The 21,566-nt window shown below is 39.9% G+C and carries 21 protein-coding genes; 13 read left to right on the forward strand and 8 right to left on the reverse strand.

Features of this window, described 5'->3' with window-relative positions; translation table 11 throughout:
• The first annotated feature begins 463 nt into the window (after nucleotides 1-463).
• The 4 genes from OKIT_RS04780 to OKIT_RS04795 all read left to right on the forward strand — a co-directional run bounded on the left by OKIT_RS04780 (nucleotide 464) and on the right by OKIT_RS04795 (nucleotide 8,538).
• Nucleotides 464-1,039 carry a PASTA domain-containing protein gene (locus OKIT_RS04780; RefSeq protein WP_007745779.1) on the forward strand — a complete coding sequence of 192 codons (576 nt, stop codon included), beginning with the start codon at nucleotides 464-466 and terminating at the stop codon, nucleotides 1,037-1,039.
• A gap of 242 nt (nucleotides 1,040-1,281) precedes the next feature.
• Complete coding sequence (locus OKIT_RS04785) at nucleotides 1,282-6,033, forward strand: type ISP restriction/modification enzyme (protein ID WP_007745780.1); 4,752 nt, start codon at nucleotides 1,282-1,284, stop codon at nucleotides 6,031-6,033.
• Between the two features lie 63 nt (nucleotides 6,034-6,096).
• A complete protein-coding gene (locus OKIT_RS04790; protein ID WP_007745786.1) occupies nucleotides 6,097-7,860 on the forward strand; it encodes a DUF262 domain-containing protein in 1,764 nt (587 codons plus the stop codon).
• Between the two features lie 60 nt (nucleotides 7,861-7,920).
• A complete protein-coding gene (locus OKIT_RS04795; protein ID WP_007745787.1) occupies nucleotides 7,921-8,538 on the forward strand; it encodes an HI_0787 family protein in 618 nt (205 codons plus the stop codon).
• 250 nt (nucleotides 8,539-8,788) lie between these two features.
• Here OKIT_RS04795 and OKIT_RS04800 read toward each other — a convergent pair whose 3' ends face one another.
• From OKIT_RS04800 to OKIT_RS04820, 5 genes are read right to left on the reverse strand one after another with little or no spacing between them, the layout of a single operon-like run.
• The gene (locus tag OKIT_RS04800) at nucleotides 8,789-9,346 is read right to left on the reverse strand and encodes a hypothetical protein (RefSeq protein ID WP_007745788.1); all 558 of its coding nucleotides are present in this window, start codon (nucleotides 9,344-9,346) and stop codon (nucleotides 8,789-8,791) included.
• Nucleotides 9,336-10,235, reverse strand: coding sequence for a hypothetical protein (locus tag OKIT_RS04805; protein WP_007745789.1), 900 nt, complete (start codon nucleotides 10,233-10,235; stop codon nucleotides 9,336-9,338). The genes OKIT_RS04800 and OKIT_RS04805 overlap by 11 nt, the downstream gene beginning before the upstream one ends.
• A complete protein-coding gene (locus OKIT_RS04810) occupies nucleotides 10,235-10,789 on the reverse strand; it encodes a hypothetical protein (protein ID WP_007744868.1) in 555 nt (184 codons plus the stop codon). The genes OKIT_RS04805 and OKIT_RS04810 overlap by 1 nt, the downstream gene beginning before the upstream one ends.
• A 19-nt stretch (nucleotides 10,790-10,808) precedes the next feature.
• Nucleotides 10,809-11,000 (reverse strand): hypothetical protein, encoded by a 192-nt coding sequence (locus OKIT_RS04815; protein ID WP_007744870.1) that lies wholly within the window; start codon nucleotides 10,998-11,000, stop codon nucleotides 10,809-10,811.
• Nucleotides 10,990-11,178: a hypothetical protein gene (locus OKIT_RS04820; RefSeq protein ID WP_007744872.1), complete on the reverse strand. Its 189-nt coding sequence runs from the start codon at nucleotides 11,176-11,178 to the stop codon at nucleotides 10,990-10,992. The genes OKIT_RS04815 and OKIT_RS04820 overlap by 11 nt, the downstream gene beginning before the upstream one ends.
• A 756-nt stretch (nucleotides 11,179-11,934) precedes the next feature.
• Between OKIT_RS04820 and OKIT_RS04825 the strand changes: the two genes are divergently transcribed.
• On the forward strand, nucleotides 11,935-12,885 hold the full coding sequence (locus OKIT_RS04825; RefSeq protein ID WP_007745790.1) for a hypothetical protein: 951 nt from the start codon (nucleotides 11,935-11,937) through the stop codon (nucleotides 12,883-12,885).
• A gap of 93 nt (nucleotides 12,886-12,978) precedes the next feature.
• Nucleotides 12,979-14,142: a tyrosine-type recombinase/integrase gene (locus tag OKIT_RS04830; protein ID WP_007745792.1), complete on the forward strand. Its 1,164-nt coding sequence runs from the start codon at nucleotides 12,979-12,981 to the stop codon at nucleotides 14,140-14,142.
• 417 nt (nucleotides 14,143-14,559) lie between these two features.
• Here the strand turns inward: OKIT_RS04830 and OKIT_RS04835 are convergent, their stop codons facing one another.
• Genes OKIT_RS04835 through OKIT_RS04840 form a run of 3 tightly spaced genes read right to left on the reverse strand, consistent with a single transcriptional unit; the run spans nucleotide 14,560 to nucleotide 15,646 of the window.
• Nucleotides 14,560-15,180 (reverse strand): NAD(P)-dependent oxidoreductase, encoded by a 621-nt coding sequence (locus OKIT_RS04835; protein WP_007745794.1) that lies wholly within the window; start codon nucleotides 15,178-15,180, stop codon nucleotides 14,560-14,562.
• A 35-nt stretch (nucleotides 15,181-15,215) separates the two neighbouring features.
• A complete protein-coding gene (locus OKIT_RS09810) occupies nucleotides 15,216-15,416 on the reverse strand; it encodes a nuclear transport factor 2 family protein (protein ID WP_341348851.1) in 201 nt (66 codons plus the stop codon).
• Nucleotides 15,326-15,646, reverse strand: a complete 321-nt coding sequence (locus OKIT_RS04840) for a nuclear transport factor 2 family protein (protein WP_007745796.1) — start codon at nucleotides 15,644-15,646, stop codon at nucleotides 15,326-15,328. Before OKIT_RS04840 ends, OKIT_RS09810 begins: the two co-directional genes overlap by 91 nt.
• Before the next feature lie 109 nt (nucleotides 15,647-15,755).
• Between OKIT_RS04840 and OKIT_RS04845 the strand changes: the two genes are divergently transcribed.
• The 7 genes from OKIT_RS04845 to pstA all read left to right on the forward strand — a co-directional run bounded on the left by OKIT_RS04845 (nucleotide 15,756) and on the right by pstA (nucleotide 21,565).
• Nucleotides 15,756-16,139 carry a MerR family transcriptional regulator gene (locus OKIT_RS04845; protein WP_007745797.1) on the forward strand — a complete coding sequence of 128 codons (384 nt, stop codon included), beginning with the start codon at nucleotides 15,756-15,758 and terminating at the stop codon, nucleotides 16,137-16,139.
• Nucleotides 16,140-16,298: 159 nt separating this feature from the next.
• Complete coding sequence (locus OKIT_RS04850; RefSeq protein WP_007745798.1) at nucleotides 16,299-16,520, forward strand: hypothetical protein; 222 nt, start codon at nucleotides 16,299-16,301, stop codon at nucleotides 16,518-16,520.
• A gap of 124 nt (nucleotides 16,521-16,644) precedes the next feature.
• Nucleotides 16,645-17,764, forward strand: a protein-coding gene (gene prfB, locus OKIT_RS04855; RefSeq protein ID WP_148126086.1) for a peptide chain release factor 2 whose coding sequence is annotated in 2 segments (ribosomal slippage) — nucleotides 16,645-16,716 and nucleotides 16,718-17,764 — 1,119 coding nt in all. Because the reading frame shifts where the segments join, the coding sequence is not laid out codon by codon here.
• Nucleotides 17,765-17,877: 113 nt separating this feature from the next.
• Nucleotides 17,878-18,768 carry a phosphate ABC transporter substrate-binding protein gene (locus OKIT_RS04860; protein ID WP_007745804.1) on the forward strand — a complete coding sequence of 297 codons (891 nt, stop codon included), beginning with the start codon at nucleotides 17,878-17,880 and terminating at the stop codon, nucleotides 18,766-18,768.
• A gap of 35 nt (nucleotides 18,769-18,803) precedes the next feature.
• The gene (locus OKIT_RS04865; protein WP_007745805.1) at nucleotides 18,804-19,706 is read left to right on the forward strand and encodes a phosphate ABC transporter substrate-binding protein; all 903 of its coding nucleotides are present in this window, start codon (nucleotides 18,804-18,806) and stop codon (nucleotides 19,704-19,706) included.
• A gap of 3 nt (nucleotides 19,707-19,709) precedes the next feature.
• Nucleotides 19,710-20,669, forward strand: a complete 960-nt coding sequence (pstC, locus tag OKIT_RS04870; RefSeq protein ID WP_007745806.1) for a phosphate ABC transporter permease subunit PstC — start codon at nucleotides 19,710-19,712, stop codon at nucleotides 20,667-20,669.
• Nucleotides 20,669-21,565: a phosphate ABC transporter permease PstA gene (gene pstA / locus OKIT_RS04875; RefSeq protein WP_007745807.1), complete on the forward strand. Its 897-nt coding sequence runs from the start codon at nucleotides 20,669-20,671 to the stop codon at nucleotides 21,563-21,565. Before pstC ends, pstA begins: the two co-directional genes overlap by 1 nt.
• The last annotated feature ends 1 nt before the right edge of the window (nucleotide 21,566 follow it).

Below are 21,566 nucleotides of genomic sequence, written 5' to 3' on the forward strand. Positions count from 1 at the left end.
TTACTTAACGAAAAAAAGCAGTCTTTAAAGTCCTCTTAGTTCAGTTCTCACGGTTGATAGCGCTATTTTATTTTTGAATTACTGTATGCTTACAGGCGAGTTTTTGAAACACTCACAGGTTTAAAAAACTCGTTCAATGGGTCTCAAAATTTCTATGGAAAACGACATAGATGAATAGAACTTGTTAATGTATCTTATCTTCTGCAATTATTGACTTTGACTTTTTCTTTACGAAAGATTTATGAGCAAGAATCATCCTATTCCTTTATAGACTGCGGATTCTTTAGAATGGCTGAGCAACGGCATGAAACTGTTGAATAATTTAACTTGAAAATATCAGGGGAAGTACCTAACCAACAAAGCCATTATCTGTGTATAGCTTTGAGTCAGAGTGTTGATTAGAATTTAAAGAACATAGTAAAATTGTTATATCAATTGAAATAAGAGATGTTGGGGAAGAGATATGTCCAAAGTAAGCATGGTGAGTAAACTGTTAAGCAAAGGTGCAACCAAGGTTGCTAAAAAAACCGTGAAATCAGCGGTTGAAACAGCCGGTTCAGCCGCTCTAGGAAGTCTGTTTGCTGCAGCTGCCTCAGGAACAAAAAATATGGTTACTGATCAAGTACATAAGTTTAAAGATAAGATTTATATCCCTGATATCGAAGGTATCCCGGTTGAGGAAGCTCAAAAGATTTTAACCGATTTTCATTTCAAATCAATCAAATTATTAGTGGATGCCAACAAACACTATGCCAATAAAAGAACTGGCATCGTCCTAAAGACCAAACCGAAATTAGGCAGCAAAGTATCGCCAGATACCTTTATCAAGGTTTTCTATGCTGATGAGACTATTATTGCCTCTAGCCAAGCCTTGCTAAAAGCGAGTCAAGATCGGCAAGCCGCTAAAAAAGAGGCACACAAAATTTTGGCGCACAAAATGGTGGCTAATTCCAAGTCTGAAGCTGCTCTGTTGTCGCATAAGCTTGCCTCTAGTTTCCACCACAAGAAGAATAACGAGGCAAACAGAGAAACTAAATGAAAACCGTTACAATTTGGCGTTCATTCGATCAGCAACTAAGCGGGCGTGGCTTAATGATTTTGCAAACGTAATTAGAAACGAATTCACACTTATGAGTTAGTCGAAGTGGGTTTTGATTAATGGATTTTTTGTAATCATTTGTCAATCTGGCTCATCGATATAATCATTTAGATTTTGTGTCTGCCTTTCTTGTATTCATCTATAATCAAATTAGTGTTTTTGGTTTAAAGGGAGCTATTTTCGTGAATGCTAGTACACAGAGTTTTGATCGCTTAGTTGAGGAAATTAACCAAACAGCCGGGGATGTGCAACGAGATCGTGGCACGCTATTTGAACGCCTAGTCGTGACCTATCTGAAAAATGAGCCGCTCTATGCCAATAAATTTGATCATGTCTGGATGCTGGCGGATGTGCCAGATCGTTATGGGATTCCTAAAAAAGATACGGGTGTTGACATTGTCGCAAGCGATAAACTGACAGGGGAATTAACAGCGGTTCAGGCCAAGTTCTATCAAGGCAAAGTTGGGAAAGCCACGATTGATTCCTTTATGGCTGAGATGAATAAAAGCTATTATGCCACAGGTTTGATTGTCTCAACCATTGATGATTGGAACAAAAACGCCGAAGCCGACTTTGAAAATACGACCAAGCCGATTTCTCGCATTGGCCTGGCTGATTTAAAGAACGCGCACTTTGATTGGTCGCAGTTTTCCTTTGCCAAAAATGAAAATCCGATTCAAAAAACACATAAAGCCATTCGTCATTACCAGCAAGAGGCCATTGACAAATCATTGGCTTATTTTAAGAACCATGATCGTGGCCAATTAATCATGGCGCCAGGGACTGGCAAGACTTTTACAAGTCTAAAGATTGCTGAAAGCCTGATGAGTCAAGAAGAAAAACAAACTTTTTATTTGCTTTATTTAGTGCCTTCTATTCAGTTACTAACCCAAACTTTGTTTAGCTGGAATGCCGACGTCTCTGATGAGCTAGAACTGGTTTCTTTTGCTGTGACCTCAGATAATAAAGCCACGAAACTCAAAAATGACGATGAAGACTTAGCTCCTGAAGATATTGGTTTTCCAGCCACGACCGATGATCAACAGCTGTTAAAAAATCTCCATAGCTTAAAAGCCAGCAGCCAAAAACGCTTGCTGGTCGTTTTTAGTACCTACCAGTCCATTGATGTGATTCATCGTGCCCAAAAGCAAGGTTTTCCTGACTTCGATTTAATTGTGGCCGATGAAGCTCATCGAACCACTGGTGCCCACGCCCTAGGTGAACAAGCTAGTTTTACAAAAGTTCATGATAATGCTAATGTTTCGGCTAAATTACGTTTGTATCAAACGGCCACACCTAAAATCTATGGTCCAGATGCCAAGAAAAAAGGGGCTGATAGTAGTATTGAAATTTCTTCCATGGATGATGAAGCTCTCTATGGACAAGAAATTTATCGACTGGGTTTTGGCACGGCTGTCAGCCAGGGAATTTTAACCGATTATAAGGTCATGGTTTTAACGGTCTCAGAGCAAGCTATTCAAAAAGATATGCAGCAGAGTTTGTCCGATGCCGAGAATGGTTTAAATATCGATGATATCGGGCGGATCATCGGTGTCTGGAACGCCATGATCAAACGTAAAAGTTTCTCGGATGCCGTTAGTGGCCAACCGATGAAGCGCGCGATTGCCTTTACCAACACGATTGCCAATTCTAAAAAGATCGCCAAGGAATTTAATCAAGTGGTCAATGACTATTTAGGGGATAAAGCGGATGACAGTTATGCCATTGATGTGAGACATGTTGACGGTACTTTAAATGCTTTGCAGAAAAAAGACGCCTTAGACTGGCTGGCCGATGACACGATCGATGATAACCAAGCCAGAGTCTTATCGAATGTGAAGTTTTTGACTGAAGGGATTGATGTGCCGAACCTAGATGCGGTGATTTTCTTTGCTCCGAAAAAATCACAAGTCGACATTGTTCAAGCCGTTGGCCGGATCATGCGCCGTTATGAAGACAAAGAGTACGGCTATATTATCTTGCCGATTGTCATTCCAGCTGACGTCACCCCTGAAACTGTTTTGGACGACAATAAGACCTATCAAGCTGTCTGGCAGGTCTTAAACGCTTTAAGATCCACCGATGAGCGTTTTAACGCCATGGTTAATAAATTGCAGCTGAATAAAAAGAAGCCAGATAATTTAGACATTATCGGGGTTGGCGACGCACCCGATGAAGCCATTGATGGGTCAGGGGAAGCTGTTGAAAGTGCTAGTGGCTCAGATTCTGAACAGTTATCTTTGGAGCTGGACTGGAAAGAGATTGAAACAGCCATCTATGGCAAGATCGTTGAAAAAGTCGGTAACCGTCGTTACCTAGAAGACTGGTCTCAAGATGTAAGAAAGATTGCTAACCGCTTTATTTCAGCCATCAATTTAACGTTAGAAGATAAGCAAAGTGCGAGTTCGATTGCTTTTGCTAAGTTCTTAAAAAGTCTCCAACACAATATCAACCAAGAAATTGATCAAGACCAAGCCGTTGAGATGCTCGCTCAGCACTTAATCACCAAGCCAGTCTTTCAAGCTTTGTTTGATCAATATAGCTTTGTTAACGACAATCCGGTCTCCAAAGCCATGGAAGCCATTGTCACACAAATCTCTGATCCGAGTTTTGAAAAAGAACTCACCAGTTTACAGCCCTTTTATGAATCTGTAAAATTACGTGCGCAAGGGATTGATAATGCGGCAGCCAAGCAGCAGTTCATTGTGACCTTGTATGACAAATTCTTTAGTACAGGCTTTTCAGAAACTACCCAGCGTTTAGGGATTGTCTTTACACCGGTTCAAATTGTCGACTTTATTATTAAATCCGTCGATTTTGCTTTGGACAAATATTTTGGTAAACACTTAGCAGATCAAAATGTGCATATTTTAGATCCCTTTGTTGGCACGGGCACTTTTATCGCCGAGACCTTAAATTTTCTAGCTACGCAGATGAAAGCTGGCAAGATTACCTTAGCTGACATTACGCGTAAATATACCCAAGAACTCCATGCTAACGAAATTGTCCTACTGAGCTATTACATTGCCGCGATTAATATCGAAGCGGTCTTTGATGAAATTAATGGACCGGAAAAATACATTCCCTTTGATGGGATCGTCTTAACTGATACCTTTGAATCTACGGAGAACATGGAAACCTTAGATAACGACCTTTTTGGTGGCAATAACGAACGTCTGAAAAAGCAACAAGAAGTACCTATTACAGCGATTATCGCTAATCCGCCTTATTCTGTCGGCCAGAAGAACCAGAACGATGACCAGCAAAATGTGCATTACCCAAAGCTTGAATCTCGTATTGCCGAAACTTATGTTAAAAATAGTACAGCAAAATTGACCGGTGGTTTGTATGACAGTTATATTAAAGCTTTCCGCTGGGCGTCAGACCGTATTGGTACTAAGGGCGTAATTGGTTTTATAACTAATAATGGTTTTATTGATTCAAGGTCCGCAAGTGGCTTCCGAAAATCTCTTTTTAATGAGTATAATTACCTCTATATTTTTAACTTGCTTGGTGGCATTAGAGGAAAGAGCAGGGAAAGCGCAAAAAAGGAAGGCCAAAATGTCTTTGATATCATGACCGGAGTGTGTGTAAGCATTCTTGTGAAAGATGGAAGCGACCATCACAAACTTTTCTATCACAACATTGGCAATTATCTGTCCCGCAAAGTCAAGCTTGAGCAAATTACTAATTTACAATCCATCCAAAACATTAATTGGCAACAACTGTTTCCGGATATTAATAATGACTGGATCAATAAAAAAGATCCAAATTATCAGAAGTATTTGCCTTTGGCTAGTGATTCGAGACGTGGGATTTTTCCAAAAAATGCTATGGGCATACAAACCAATCGTGACGCTTGGGTCTATAGCTTTTCAAAGAAACAAGTCATGATCCATTCTCATGATTTAATTGATCATTATAACGCCGAAAGAAAACGTCTGACGCAGTTTCTAGGCAGAGATAAACTGGTCCATTTGAATCGAGATGGAACTTATGTTAAATGGACTGCTAGATTAGAAGCACAGCTTAGCCAAGACAAAAAGCTCACATATAATTCTGACAAAATTGTTATTGGTTTATATAGGCCTTATACAAAAAAGTGGCTTTATTATGATGACCCTGTTATTGAGAGAACTCGTCTCTATTATAAGCAGTTGGGCACACACAATGAAGTGATCTTTACAACTGGTCGAGGAGCCAGCCGAGAGTTTTCAGCCCTTGCTACTGACTTGGTACCTAATATGGATACTTTAGAGAAAGCTCAAGGCTTTATGCGCTATAACAATGAATCTATTGATGGGTCTTTAATTCCTGTGGAGCGTGACAACGTGTCTGAGGAATTTGCTGAAAAGCTTGGTATGACGACAGACGAAACTTATGCTTATGTTTATGGTGTTTTGAATTTACCAGCTTATCAGACAAAATACGCCAATGATCTTAAAAAAGACTTGGCTCGTCTTCCCATTCTAAAAGGTAAAGAACAGTTTGCTAAGATCGGTCAAGCTCTATTGGATTTGCATATCAATTATGAACAAGTAGAATCTTATCAAGAGGTGCTGATTAATGGCCTCCCTTATAGTGAGTTTATTCATGGCCAGCATGATTACACAGTTAAGGAAATGAAACACGAAAAGATTCGTAATGAAGCCGGTAAATCCGTTTCCGACTTATCGACGATTATCTACAATGCTGGAATTAAGATCACGAACATCCCCTTAAAAGCCTATGACTATGTTGTCAATGGCAAACCCGCGATTGAATGGATCTTAGACCAATATCAGATCAAAACGGACAAGGCTTCAGGGATTGTTGATGATCCTAATCAATTTAGTGAAGACAAACGTTACATCTTTGATCTGTTGTTGAAGGTGATTAATGTCAGTTTGAAGACACTTGATCTAATTGAGCAGTTGCCTAGTATGAACGCATAAAGATTTAAAATTATTTTTAGCGAAGACATAAAATTAATCTGAATTTTTTGAAAGAAGAAACTAATGAAGAATTTTGCTAGTATTCCACAACCATCTCAATCTGTTCTTGGAGAGTTATTTGAGCACAACAATTTTATTATTCCCAGATATCAAAGAGACTATGCATGGGAAGATAACCAATTGCTTGACCTCTGGTCGGATCTTTTCGAGGTTGTTCAGGATCGCCAAGACAACCATTTTTTTGGACAAATAGTGACATTTAAAAATGATAGTCAAGGTGAATTCAGTCAAGAAGTGATTGACGGACAGCAAAGATTAACAACCAGTTGCATTTTAATGGCTGTTATTAGAGATATAGCAGATAACATGTATAAGAAAAATTTCGTTGGAAAGAATCTGAATATCGAAGCTGGCGATGCTTTAAGGGACATAAAAAGAGATGTTGATAAATCTCTCAGAGGCACTAAGCATGGTGATGCACCTTCTCTGGTGCTCCAACAAAATGAAGCATTAGAGAATGGGATCAATGACTTTTTTTATGGTCTAATTCACAGTAGAAGGGCTTTATCATTAACCAAAAAGAGTTCTCCCATTAAGATGATGGATAATGCTTATGATTTCTTCTTTCAAAAAATTACAAACAAATTAAATGAGGACAGTACATTAGACGCAAGAATAGAATTACTGCAAACAATTTATGAAACTTTTGTCAGCAATTTTTATGTTGTCATGATTACCGCACCTAGCAGAAAAGATGCTTTCACTATTTTTGAAACACTGAACAGCAGAGGAAAAGACCTCAAAGCGTCGGACATTATTAAAAATCATCTTCTTTCGCAGATGGATCAAGGTAATATGGAACTATCTAGCAAGGTCTGGAATGCGATTGCAAAAAAGCTTTCAAATGATGGTGATCGGATTACGAGATTTATTCGGACTTACTGGGCATCAAAAAATAGTTTAGTCTCTGAGCGCCAGCTTTACCGTTCTATTAGCAAATACATTACGCTCTCAAATGACTGCAAGAGATTTCTAAATGATCTGAGTTCTCTGTCAAATGTTTATGATGTGCTAGAAAATCCAACAGATGGCAAATTCAATATTAATTTCTTCAAAAAAAGGGAGCTTTATTGGAGACTTGATATTTTGAATCGCATGGGAGTTAAGCTCTATTATCCGATAATCTTGTCTATGTATCATAGCCATTATTCGGAATCCGATATGTTGATTGTGGTCAACAAAATTATTAGTGTGTTCATGCGGCATCGAGCCATTATGGAAAAAGGGACCAACATCTTAGAGACAGGTTTTGCTAATCTAGCAATCAAAATATGGAAATCAAATAACCTATCTGTCGATGAAATAGTTCAAGAATTAAGAAACAATTTGCTGCCATCTGACGAAGACGCTAAGACAAACTTTATGGTTCTGAAAAAAGAGGGAGGACTAAGAGGCTCTAAAAAATGGTCATTGGCCTACATTCTTGCTGAGCTATATCAAACATCTTTTCACGATTTTGAAAATCAGGATCAAAGTACCTTGTATAACGATGTTTTTGCTCAAGACTTTTTTGAGTTAGCCCAGATTGATGAAAAAAATGTTTCGGATGATTATAGGACTCGTATTGGTAATTGGACTATCGTTGAGAAAGGTTTGAGATCAAGTCGAGGAAATCAAAATGACGGTATGTATAGCATCCTTTCAAAATCTAGTCTAAAGGCTAATCAAGAAATATGTAAGATAATTCAGACCACTGGATGGGATGATCAACAAGTCAAAAATAGGCAGATTGCGTTGGCGAATGTTGTTAACGTGACCTGGATCTAAAACCTTTTGGTGTGACAAATAATCTTGTATACCTTTCATTACGATTAACTAAGCCTACGGATGATTAAAATTACAATCGAACAATTAAATAAGGCTGTTGAAGTAATTGATGATGACGAGAAGTATGGTGGTGATGAAATAGCCCTGCAGAAATTTTTTCAGCAATTTCCGTTAAATACGCCTGATGACATACCGGCTGTAGCAGCAAAAATTGGTCTGATCGATACTTTTTATTCAACCAATTTAAGGATGCAGCGAATGTCAGCTACGCATTTAGCTAGGATTATTTCAGATCCAGAACTTCACTTTGATGAACGGATTGAAGCTGGTGATACGAGCGTTGTCGACGACTTGCTGCAGAAACCTTCTTCCAATTTATTTTCATTCTTCTCTAAATACGCAACGCTGCATAATTATTTGATTTATGACAGAGATGATTTTGCTATTTACGATCGGTCAGTCTCTAAAGACATTTACAAATATACGAATAATCCGCGAATTAAATCAGTTAATTCAGCTGAAGATCAATATAGAAAGAAACGAGATTATAGCGGCTGGGTTCAGCTGATTACAGGTATTTTAGAGGCTAACCAAATTGACGATCCTCATGCCAAAAGAAAATTAGACTGGTTTATTTGGAGCGAAAACAAGTCAGACTACTTTGGGACTAAACGGTAATTTGATGGATACATGTGTTGGGTTGCGTTGCCATAAAGGAATAATCTTTCAAGCTTCTAAACTGGCTGGCTTCTTGCCTTGAGTTAATAACAACTATTACTAAAGCTATAACTACTACTACAACGCGTATATTTTTTGTGACGATTGCGGTTTGATGCGATTGTATCAAGCTTTCGGCGCTTCACAAAGTTTTTCAAAAAATGCTATTGGCAAAAGTTTAAAAAGCCGCCTCACTTGAGACGACTTTTTACTAGTTTAGATGTTGTGATGCTGCCTTTTTATCTACAGAAGCCTGATAAATGAGTCTTAATCTGGCTTGCATGGGCTGACTTATTAATTGACTATTGTCAGTTGCCCAAACAGCTAGAGCGTTGAAGTCAGCTGACTTCTTGTAAATACGTTCTATCAGCAGTTTGTGGTGTTTAACAAAGTCATGATTGGCATTATCAGCGTGATCTTTGAAAACGACTTGGCCATTGGCACTAATGAAGAGGTTAACCAGCATGGCTGTATTGGCTAAAGCGGATAGCTGGAAGTACTGAAAGCTTTGATCCCAATCCCTAAAGTAATAGTATTGGTTTTCTTGAAAGTCCGCTTCTCCAATAAAGCCAACCTGGAGTAAACTGTCTATCACGCTTTCTGGATAGCCAAGAGAAGTCACTACACTGCGTGGACTCTTAATGATACCGAGATCATCGGTATTGAGAAAAAAGGGAGTATAGGTTGCTTGAGCTTGTGGTTGACCTTTTAGTCCAACATAATAGCGATCGCCTAATTGATCCAATCTAATCTTGCGACTATTCGCCATTGGCCTGTTGCTTACTTTCTGCTGTTCTACTCACGGATTGAATCGTGCGCAACAACTCGTTTTCGGCTAGCGGTTTATCCGAGTGAGCGTTTGACCAGCTTAGCAGCGTTTCAATCACAGGCTGATCTAATTTCATAAACAAGAGCGAACCAACTAGGGAACTGAAATAAAGATGACGGTTGATACTGGGCGGGTTAATCAGACTAGTCAAAGTTCGGTTAGCCATATCCTGCCAAGGCTGACGATCAAGCGGGACTGTCTGCCTGTCAGGGGATGAAGTGTGTGCCTTGATTGAAAGAATCTTTGTCTGTGATAAGACTTGATGAAGGCTTAAAAAGGGTGCTGTATGGCTAATCGACTGATAATCATGCGCTAATGAATAGGCGTTTAAGATAGGCAAGCCGGCTAATTGTGACCAATTAGAGCGATAACTGGTCAAGTCTGTTTCCCAGTCCTCAGGCAATAAGTCAGCCAGATAAGTGCCAAGCTGTGCCCGTTGTTGGGCATTGAAGGGCTGATCTATGGGAACGGCTACTCTCAGCCGTGTGCCTTTATAGCCGTTTGAAATAGTCGGGTAAATTAGATAAGCCATTGCTTTCAAAGCTGTTTGAATCTTGGCTACAGCAGTCGGGTAGTCATCCCCATTAGTGCTGTCGATATCAAAGAACAAAATTGACCGGTTGATTAAGTTAGCATTCTGCCGAATGGTTTTTGTCATTGTCCCAGCAATTACAAAGGTGGCTTTGTCCCGTTTATAGCTTTTAGCTTTCACAGCACTGTCAATCTCGGGGACTTTTGAACCCACTATAGCCAATAACTCCTGCCAGTCGTTGACTGTGTGCCTAGTCCGCAGACGATTAGTGACTATCCCAGTCTGTAGATACAGCATTAGCTTGCCCTCCGTTGGCTGTTTGCCAGGGCTTGAATGGCTTTTTGATAGAGATTGTAGCCAGCGATCACGCCGTGCATACGTTCATTACTGTGATCTATTCGTGCTTGCGCTTGGGCAACAAACGCAGCCAACTCGTTATCATCAATCAGGATATAGTTGCCTTTGTTATCTCCGACTGTGATGGTGGCTAAGGGTAGATGATACTTAGCTGTCAGAATGTGCGTATAAGCCGAGAATGTACGAGGTTGTAGGTGCAGCGGTTTAGCCAGTGTGTCCACTGTGCGGGCATTAGCTAAACCTAAAGGAATACTATTAGCCACTGCCTTGAGATAAGTGGGAATCTTGAAATTATCAAAATAACCGTGTGTCTTGATTTCCGGCATACCGGCTAATTCAAGCTGTTGGAACTTGGCAGCCTGCTTTTCGCTGATGTTTTCGTTATTATTAAAGGTAGTTAGACTCTTTTTGTCTAGCTGTTTCTTCGATCTGTTAGCGCCAGTGCCGTGCAAAGCTGAAGCGTTAGCAGATTTTTTTATATCTTTATTTGTCATGATTGTTTATCCTGATTTCTTATTTGATTTGTTTTTTATCCAGATACGCCAGCATGTCGCTAGTCTTATACAGCTTTAAGCTGCCGAAGACAATCGGGTGTAGCTTACCCTGATTAACCAACGTATCGAACGCTCGAACGTTAAAGCCGAATAATTTCGGTATATCTTTACGTCTGAATGTCACAGGCCAGAATTTACTTTCATTGTCCATTGCCTAGCTCCTGAATCGCAGTGAGAACTTTGTTTCTCTGATCCGCTGTCATATCGTCTTCAAACTTGAGCCAGCCCCATAAGGTAGCCCGATTGATACCTGCTTGATGTGCGACTTGAAAATAGTTTAATTTGTTGCTTTTAATTAACTGATTGAGTGATTGTGTTTGTACTGCCATTTCTGACCTCCATATTTTAATTTTTTGTTTGGTTTTTTCTTGAATTAAGAGTTAGATAAACTTATCGGTCTACTGAAATTATTGTCTGAATTTCATCTTATTAAGATTTTAGAAAGTGATTTTAATGATCATATCCGTGTGTCATTGCGTTCCCTCTCTTGATTAATATCGTTATACATATAGGCCAGTGCTACCCTTGGTAATTTCAAGAAAATATTTAAATTGTAAATGGGCCGCTTTGAACTAGAATTGAGCCAACTGCCTTGCTTTGCTATTCATAATCGTAAAAATAGAGATTATGTATATATATTTTTTACGATTATGAAAGCAAAAAAATATAATGACAAGGAAAATCACTCAAACAAATCCTATCCAGACAAATCATGTCTTTGACCCAAGCAACGTTGCATTCACTGCTATCTAAGGAAAAACTTACATTGAGAATTTTCTACAATAATATAGCCTTGATATTTTTGAGTTATTCTGTCTTCTCTTTAAACGATCGTGAGTTGTTTTTTTGTTGACTAGATTCAATAATCTTTATTCTGCAAAACTTTCATCTTCTTTCTTCTGTATTTAAATCAATTAGAAATATGTTGCCATATGACTAAATACGTGGTAAAATAGCAATAGCTAAGATATTTTTAATGCTATCATATTTTTTTTATTTTGTCAAGTTGGTTTTTTTGTACTATACTAATCGTATTAAAAATTATTTGTAGTTATACTTAATTACGAATTAACTTAAATACGATTATGACAACAAAGTCTCCTCTACAATTAAATGAGAGTAATGACTCTTTCAAACGAGTTAAAGGCAACCGCAAGTATTTTAGCCAGCTGCTCAAGGGCCTAATGGCCAAACACGGCCAAGAAATCAAAGATCTCTTAGCTCCGGTATTAGGTCTCTACGAAGGTACTAGCCCATCAGACAGCTACCAGAATGGTATCTCTAAAATTAGTAATTGGCGGGTCGGTAAGACCTTGCCCTCTAATTTAGAGTTAAAAGCACTTCGGGATTTTTATACTAAACAAGGTGATCACCTTACCTATTTTGCTATGCTCTATCCTGATCCGCTTTCTAGCTATCTCCAGCGATTTTTCCAAGATCTGCATCGTGCCATTGAACACGAATTCTTTACTATCCAACGAGAGAAATCATCGTCCTACTGGCTTTTAGACCAAAAGTTCAAACCAAAAGATATTCGACTTTTAGCGATGAAATTTGACGATCTGTTTTCTCAGGATTTTTCATATATGAAAGCCACCGTCTCAGAATACGAAACAGACCCAGAAACCAACCAATCGCTGTCAGAAGAAGAACTAACTAATTTTTTTAAAGAGCACATTCTCAATAAGCCTCGTTTCAGTGATGACTTTGATCATTACTTAGTGGCACAAACCTTTTACAGCTTTAAAACCTTATCCAGTAGCTTAGGTAGCCTGATTAATGAGCACTTACTCGCTTATATTGGGGAACTCATAATGGCCGCTAATAGCCACATTCAAAATGAACTCAGTCAATTATATAGAAACACTGCTCAACATTCACCCCTTTATGATCTTACCCAACGCGACTACTTAGATGATCACAGCGACGACTCGAAAGCAGATGCCTTGCAGCAAAAAATCAACAAAGCAACACAAGCTTTTCTCTCGCAACTGGAAGATTTTAACAAAGAACGAATTGGCTTACACATCAATTAAAAAAAGAAAATCAAATAAATCCGTCAGGCAAAGACAAGCCGTTAAAACTCCCGTCAATGATCATATCCGTGATTGTCATTGAAATAAAAAACAATGAAAATCAAAAATAGAACGCTTAAAAATGGCGTTAAATCATATTATTTTAGAATCGTTTTAAATGGTAAACCCACGACAAAAAGGGGCTTTAGCAGCCGAAAAGAGGCTGTCAACGCCTATCGGGCTTACAAAGTCGCCGAAGCTAACGGCCAATTAGAAAGTCAGCAAGTTAAGAGAATTAAGTTCAATGAGCTTGCTACAGAGTGGTTGGCCATGAAGGCTAAAGAGGTCAAGCCATCCACTTACAAGAAGATTGAAGAGCGCTATAAACTGCACATTCAGCCTTATTTTAAAGGGATGTATTTAGATGAACTCACGCCGATCAAAGCGCAAAAGTTTGTTAATCAGCTTGCCAGTAAATTAGTTGGTTATACCGACTCTTTAGATATCGTGAATCAGGTCTATAAAAAGGCCGTTCAGTACGGTTATGTTAAAACTAATCCCTTCGCTAATGTAGATAAACCAAAAGCTAAAAAAGCACCATCTAGCGCCTCTGTGAAGTTCTATGATGTCGAACAACTCAGACGGTTTCTAAACAGTGCTTATCAGCTTTATAACAAAGACCATTATAGCCGATACTTATTCTTCAGACTATTAGCCTTTACAGGGATGAGAAAGGGCGAGGCCTTAGCTTTGAACTGGGATGATGTGGACTTGGCTAACAAAACCTTATCTATCAGTAAAACCGTTGTCACGGTCGATAGTGGCGAGATCATCTCGGAAGAACCAAAGACTAAAGCCAGCAACCGCTTAATGACTTTGGATGATGATACTGTCTCTGCGCTTGCTGAATGGAAACTCAGGCAGCATGATCTGTATAAAGCTCTAGGCTATGACTCATCCCCATGCAGCTACGTTTTTAACAGCGAGGTCAATTCATTTATCAGTTTGAGCCGTCCCAGGGCGTGGGCGAGGGCGATTGCCAAAGCGGCTGATTTACCGCCGATTATCATTCATGGTTTTCGCCATACGTATGCGACTTTGGCTGTCCAGTCAGGTATGGATATCAAGCAATTACAATATCAGCTTGGCCATAATGATGTTCATACCACTTTGCAGATATACGCCGAAGTAACCAATAAGCAGAAAACAGAAACAGCGAAGATTTTTGCTAATTTTGTTAATCAAAGTACCCAAATAAGTACCCAAGAAAATAATTAAATTTCTAAAGCCTTGCAGGACAAAGGATAGAGCGTTTAGAGTTCGAATCTCTCTCCATCCATATTGATATGTTGACAAGGCACTTTATCCGTACGGTTGAGCGCTTTTATTTTTACTGATTGCATTCAAAGTTCCGTTTACTACTTTGCCTTGTTTTTGCAACTGTTGAAGTCGGTCATATATAAATTTGCTTAGTACTATGGCAACCTTCATTACACACGGTTCAACCTCTGTCTTTTTTGTTGGCTCAACGTTTTATGTTGATCTGACCGTAATCAGCATCAACTCGAGTTATGAGATTTCAATGTGATATATCTGGAATCTGATAGTTAAATTTAAAATTGGCTCCTTTGAGGATATACAAAAACGATCTGCCTTGTGATCCCAGTGCCCCAGGTAGATCGTCTTTGCCAGTATCTAGTTTTCGGATATTGTCATCATGCTATTGATAAATTTAGGTGATTTAATTTCGTTAACTAGTGCAGTTGTATAATCCTGATAGCCGATAATTGATTCGCTATTTTGGTTTGTTAGCACAACATCGGTTCCGAGTGAATAGTCATCCGTTTCTGGACGGGAATACTCAAAATTGACAGCTGGAGCAAAAAAGGTCCATGGGAATTGGGCATTTTCTTTGAGATATCGATAGGCTTTTTCAAAATTAATTGAAGGTGTCCTCATAAATCCTAAATTATCGTAGATTTTGCCGGTCCTCGAGTCGTCCGTATATAAATGGCCAGCAGAGCCCACTACTAATAATCTAGTCTGAGATCCATTTAATATCGAGACCAGATGCTGAGCTACGTCAATATGCTTTTTCTCATCACCTATGGGAAAACCGATTGCATTGATGAGGATATCTAAATCGGATACATCCTTTTTTGAAATATCGAAAATATCCCGCTTCTGATAGGGCACATTTTTTACTAATTTCTTAGGGTGCCGAACAAAAGCCGTGACATCCATACCTGCTTGTAAACATTTGTCGGTGATGAGACTACCAGACTTGCCGCTTGCAGCAATAATTCCAACTTTCATGAATTGCTTCTTTCTTTTTCATTTCTCTTAGCAAGTTACTTTAAACTTCTATTTTCAATAAAATCAATGTGTAAATCACGTTCTTTAAACAGCCAGCGATTATCTTTTTTTATCAAGGTGTCCTCATATCGGATATACATGACCATTAGACTCTTTGCGTCTTTTCCCTCGTTTTTAATATGATGCGCAATTGTGTAAACGTAAGCCTTGGCCTCATTTTCGTTTTTGATTGTGATTTTCTTTTGGCCGATAAAATGGAAGGTTTTTCGTATTGGTTTAGTCCCGAAAAACCATCTAGTAAAGCTTGGGATCCTGAAATAATTTGCGGGTCATTCGGTTTTCCAGGGAAATAAACAGCTGTTTTTGCATCATCAGTAAATAAAGCCAACTGGGAATCAGCCTGTCTGGTGTCGGCAAAAGTTGCGTAATCATCAATTAAATTTTCTATTTCTTGAGTATCGTTCATAGCCAGTGCCTCTTAAGATTTTGATTTCTAAAATTTATTATCATTTTCCAAATGACAAATTGATGCTAGCATGCTAGAGTTGGTCTAGTGCAAGAGAAAAAAAGAGATCATGACTAGTAAAGTTGAAAAAAATAGATATATTGGAGACGTATCAGCAGAATTCGGGCTTAGTATTTATGCTCTACGATATTATGAAAAAATCGGTTTATTAAATGTCCCTAGAGATGAGAACGGCATCCGTTTATTTGATGCTGATAATCTAGCGCGTGTAGATGCGATTGTGCACTATCGGCGAGCCGGTTTAACAATTAAACAAATTCAACATATTTTTGTGACTCCCGATCAGGATGAACAGCATCTACAAATTCTTTTCAAAGCCAAGCGGGATCTGAATCAGAAGATATCTGATTTGATGGAGACAATGAAATATTTGAATTTCAAAATAGATTATCATCAAACACATTTAAATGAAAAAGAAAGCCACACGCGATAAGCGATATAGGCCAGTTTCGATTTGTTGCTTACTCTTTGGGCGCTAATTTATCAATGTAACGCTTGCTTTATTGATCGTATTCCTTGTTTATTCACTTAGGTGGCAGCGTCTCTTGATTGCTTGAATCAAAACGCTTATAAATAAAAGAAAGAAGGCATGATGAAAAATCCCAAAACGAGACGTCAACTCTATATTGCGGCCGATTCTGTTTGTGCCGTAGCTTTTTTCTATATGCTGATCATGGGAACTGTGACTTTCGTGAGAGCTTATATGCATGGGCATAGCGTGACTTTGTCAGCGATTTACGTGATTGCTGCTTTGCTGGCACTTTATTGGACAGCTAAAAATTTAAAACGGGATTTCAAAATGAATCACCATTAAATTCTGCAATTATCCCGAGGAAAGCATGTATTCTATTGGCATCGCCTTCAATGATTGTTAAAGTTAAAATATGGCTATACCGTTGGTAACAAGGAGAAGCTAGACGCTTGTATAAGGAGAAATAATGGAATTAGCAGAAGCAAAAAAGAGTATTGGGAATATGCAAAGCCGGATTGACGGTTTTAGGGGGTCTCTTTGACCTTGATGCCTTAGATGCATCCATTGCAGAGAATGAAGATAAAATGAGCCAGCCGAATTTTTGGGACGATAATGAAGCGGCTCAAAAAGTCATAGATGAGACAAACGTTCTCAAAGATCGACGTGATTCCTTTCTTAATTTGGACAAGCAAGTCCAGGATTTAACAGCACTGATTGAATTGCTGTCCGAAGAGGATGACCCGGAAATGCACGCTGAGTTGGAGAGTGGTATTGAAAAAACGGAAAAGGATCTGCAGGCATATAATCTTCAACAGTTGCTAACCGGTAAGTATGATGCCAATAATGCGATTTTGGAAATTCATCCCGGCGAAGGCGGTACTGAATCTGCAGACTGGGCCGGCAATCTCTATCGCATGTATACGCGTTGGGCACAATCACATGATTTTAAAGTAGAAGTAACTGATTACCAGTCTGGTGATGTAGCCGGTCTCGCTTCGGCAACTTTACGTATCATCGGCCATAACGCTTATGGCTTTTTGCGTAGCGAAAAAGGGGTTCATCGCTTTGTGAGAATCAGCCCTTTTGATTCAGCTGGTCGCCGCCACACTTCTTTTGTGTCAATTGATGTGATGCCAGAATTAGATGACGACGAGATTGAAATTGAAATTCGTCCCCAGGACATTAAAATGGACGTTTACCGTTCAGGCGGAGCCGGTGGGCAGAACGTCAATAAAGTTTCCACTGCCGTACGACTCACTCATCTGCCAACCGGTATTGTGGTCGCTTCTCAAGTAGAGCGTACACAATATGGCAACCGTGATATTGCAATGAAAATGCTGAAAGCCAAACTCTACGAGATAGAGGAACAGAAACGTGCTGAAGAACATGCGAAAATTTCTGGCACGAAGTTAGAGGTCGCTTGGGGATCACAAATCCGTTCGTACGTTTTTCAACCTTACCGCATGGTTAAGGATTTACGATCAGGTTATGAAACAGGTGATACTGACGGCGTCATGGATGGGAATTTAGATCCGTTCATAAACGCCTATTTGCAATGGCAATTAGCCGAAAAAAATCCTGACTAGTTTGCATCTCTGAAACATATGAGACCCTATTTTGTGGTATCTTTTATGTGCGGAGGCATTCGTTCCCGCACATGAAAACTGAATATTAATAAGACACAAGGAGTTTCATAATTATGAGGAAATGGTTATTGAGTTTACTTGCGTTGGTTGCTATTAGCGGTGCGTCATTGACGAGCGTTAATCATGGTACAAGCGCCTTCGCAGCTTCTAAGTCAAAGTTGACTGGAAAGGTCTTAGCTGTTGGTTCAACAGCGCTTCAACCCCTTGCCGAGCAGATCGGCGAGCGCTTTTCAAGTGCACATCCTGCAGTACAGGTTACCGTGCAAGGTGGTGGATCCGGTGCTGGCTTGACACAAGTTCAAGCTGGTTCGGTCCAAGTAGGTAATTCTGATGTTTTTGCTGAAGAAAAGGATGGTATTGATGCCAGTGTTTTAGTTGACCACAAAGTCGCAGTTGTTGGAATTGCACCAGTGGTTAACTCAGATGTAAGTGTTCGAAGTCTGACGAAGAGTCAATTAAAAGATATTTTTACAGGAAAAGTTACAAATTGGAATCAGGTTGGTGGAAAAGACGAGAAGATTGTCCTGATTAACCGAGCAGCTGGTTCTGGTACGAGAGCTGTTTTTGAAAAAGCTGTGCTGGGAGATGCCACTGCAGCAACGGCTCAGGAACAAGATTCTAATGGTACGGTTCAAAAAATAATTTCAACAACACCAGGTTCTATCTCATATTTAGCTTTTGGCTACATTAAGGGACAGACTGGTCTTAGGGCTTTGAAATTAAAGAAAATTGCGCCAACAGCTAAAAATGTGCGCACGAATAAGTGGCCAATCTGGGGATATGAGCATATGTATACCCGGGGCAAAGCCAAGGGTGCTACAAAAGCCTTTATCAGTTATTTTCATAAAAAAAGTGTCAAAGGCATCATTCGTCAATTAGGTTATATTCCGCTTTCTGAAATGAAAGTGACTAAAGACGCAGATGGTGTGGTAACAACTAAGTAACAATTATCCGGGGGCCGGCCTCGGACTACATAACTATGACTAGAAAAAAACTTTTGACAAGAATCGGTATCATCGCAATCGTTGTTTTAGCACTATATTACGGGTCGACCCACCGCGGCCTGACCAGTAATTCTGCTGTCTCGCCTAATGCGACGACTAAAAATATCTTGATCGTAGGCTCAACGGCGCTGCAGCCTTTAGCAGAACGCGCCGGTGCCGAATATGAAAAAGCCAATCGCAACACCCAAATTACTGTTCAAGGTGGTGGATCCGGTGCTGGCTTGACACAGGTAGCAGCAGGTTCTGTGCAAATAGGCAATTCCGATATTTTCGCGGAAAATAGTGACGGAATCGATACCAGCAAGATCGTTGGCCATAAAGTTGCTGTGGTGGGCATAGCCCCAGTGGTCAATAAAGGCGTGGGCCTTAAGAATTTAACATCAACTCAGTTGCAGGATATTTTTACAGGCCGCGTGACAAACTGGAAACAGCTTGGGGGCCCAAATCTCACGATTACAGTGGTCAATCGTTCAGCTGGTTCGGGAACGAGATCGGTTTTTGAAGGAGCGGTGTTAGCCGGACAAGCTGCCACCAAAGCACAGGAACAAGACTCGAACGGCACGGTACAAAAGATTGTTTCTGCGACTCCGGGCGCTATTTCGTACCTAAGTTTCAGCTATATGTCTGCTCAGAATATACAAGCTTTGGATATCAACGGTGTTAGTCCGACCAGAAGCAATGTCGAAACTAATAGATGGCGAATTTGGGGTTATGAGTTTATGTATACACATGGCAAAGCACAAGGTGAGACTCGCCGTTTTATTACATTTTTCCAATCCAAAAGAATTCAGCAGGGCATTGTGCAGCAGCTCGGTTACATTCCGCTAGCTGGCATGAAGGTTGATAAAAATGCGCAAGGAAAGGTTTCGGACAGATAAGCTATGCCAAGAAGAAACAACAAGAGTAATCAGGATCCAATCAGGGAATCATTATTAAGAAAGTCTATTTCAGCTAAAAAAGACAAATTTGGGAGTCGTCTGAGTCTTTCGGCACTGACTCTCATTAGTCTTGTTGTCTTATCTATTTTCTTCTTTGTTGTCAGCCGGGGCTTGATGACCTTCACTTTAGACCATATCAACCCCTTCAGGTTTATTTTCGGCACTGTCTGGAATCCAACGGCACCTGATGCACAAGGGAACTTGCAATTTGGCGCGTTGCCGATGATTGTCGGTTCTTTTCTTGTTACTTTTCTCAGTGCACTTGTTGCCACACCATTTGCAATTGCCACTTCTTTATTTATGGTTGAACTCCAACCAACGCTAGGCAAAAAAATTATGCAGCCCGTCGTTGAATTATTGGTTGGTATTCCTTCGGTTGTGTATGGCTTTATTGGCCTCACTATAGTGGTGCCATTTTTACGCAGCATTTTTGGTGGTTCTGGATTTGGTATTTTAGCAGGCACGATTGTCCTGTTTGTTATGATTCTGCCGACAATTACATCAATGACTGTTGATGCGCTAAAAAATGTTCCCAATCATTATCGGGAGTCTGCACTTGCGATCGGTGCAACACGCTGGCAGATGATTTATAAAGTCATTTTGCGGGCAGCAACACCCGGAATCCTGACGGCTATTGTATTTGGCATGGCTCGTGCGTTTGGTGAGGCATTAGCTGTGCAAATGGTTGTCGGCAACGCGGCGATTATGCCAACTGGTTTGATGAATTCTGCTTCAACGCTTACTTCTGTGTTGACTCAGGGAATCGGCAATACTGCCGACGGCTCTGTGCAAAACGATGTTTTATGGACTTTAGCGATGCTGCTATTGATCATGTCTCTTATCTTTAACCTAGTTATTCGGATGATTGGAAAAAGGACAAATATTTCTCGAGGAGCGAAATAATGAATACGAAGTCAACAAATAAGATTGCTATCGTGACGATTTATTTTATTTCGGCTCTAGTAGTTGTTATTCTAGCAGCTTTACTGGTGTCGATTCTTGGCAGAGGGCTGCCAAACGTCAGTTGGCATTTTTTGACTAGCCACTCATCTGCTTTTACAGCCGGCGGTGGTATTTCTGATCAACTGTTTAATTCCTTTTATCTCTTGATATTGTCGATGCTGATCTCTTTGCCCATTGCTTTGGGTTCAGCAATTTATTTAAATGAATTTGCTAATCAGCAATCAGAGTTTATTTCGATTTTTCGTTCTGCAATCGAAGTTTTGAGTTCCCTCCCATCGGTAGTAGTTGGCTTGTTTGGCTTCTTACTCTTTGTTTTAAAGTTTCATTTTGGGTTTTCTGTTTTATCCGGCGCGGTTGCCCTCACTTTTTTTAATCTGCCTCTTTTGACCAGCTCCATTGAAAATTCGCTAGCTGCTATTCCAAATCTTCAAAGAGAAGCAGGCCTGGCTTTGGGCCTTTCAAAATGGGAAACGACTGGCAAAGTGATTTTGCCGGCCGCTGTTCCTTCGATCGTGACTGGTATTGTTTTGGCAGCTGGACGTGTTTTTGGTGAAGCGGCTGCTTTACTGTTTACAGCAGGCCAATCGGCTCCACAATTAAATTGGCTAAATTGGAATCCTTTTGATTCCAATAGCCCTTTGAATCCAATGCGGCCAGCTGAAACTTTAGCCGTACATATTTGGAAAGTTAATTCCGAAGGTACGATGCCGGATGCAGCTCGAATTTCCGCTGGTGCGTCTGCTGTGCTGATTATCATGGTTCTGATTTTTAATCTGTTGGCGAGATACCTAGGAAGTAAATTGTACAAGAAAATGACATCGGGATCGGCGAGGTGAT

Origin of the sequence: Oenococcus kitaharae DSM 17330 (assembly GCF_000241055.1) — a bacterium.
Classification (GTDB): Bacteria; Bacillota; Bacilli; order Lactobacillales; family Lactobacillaceae; genus Oenococcus; species Oenococcus kitaharae.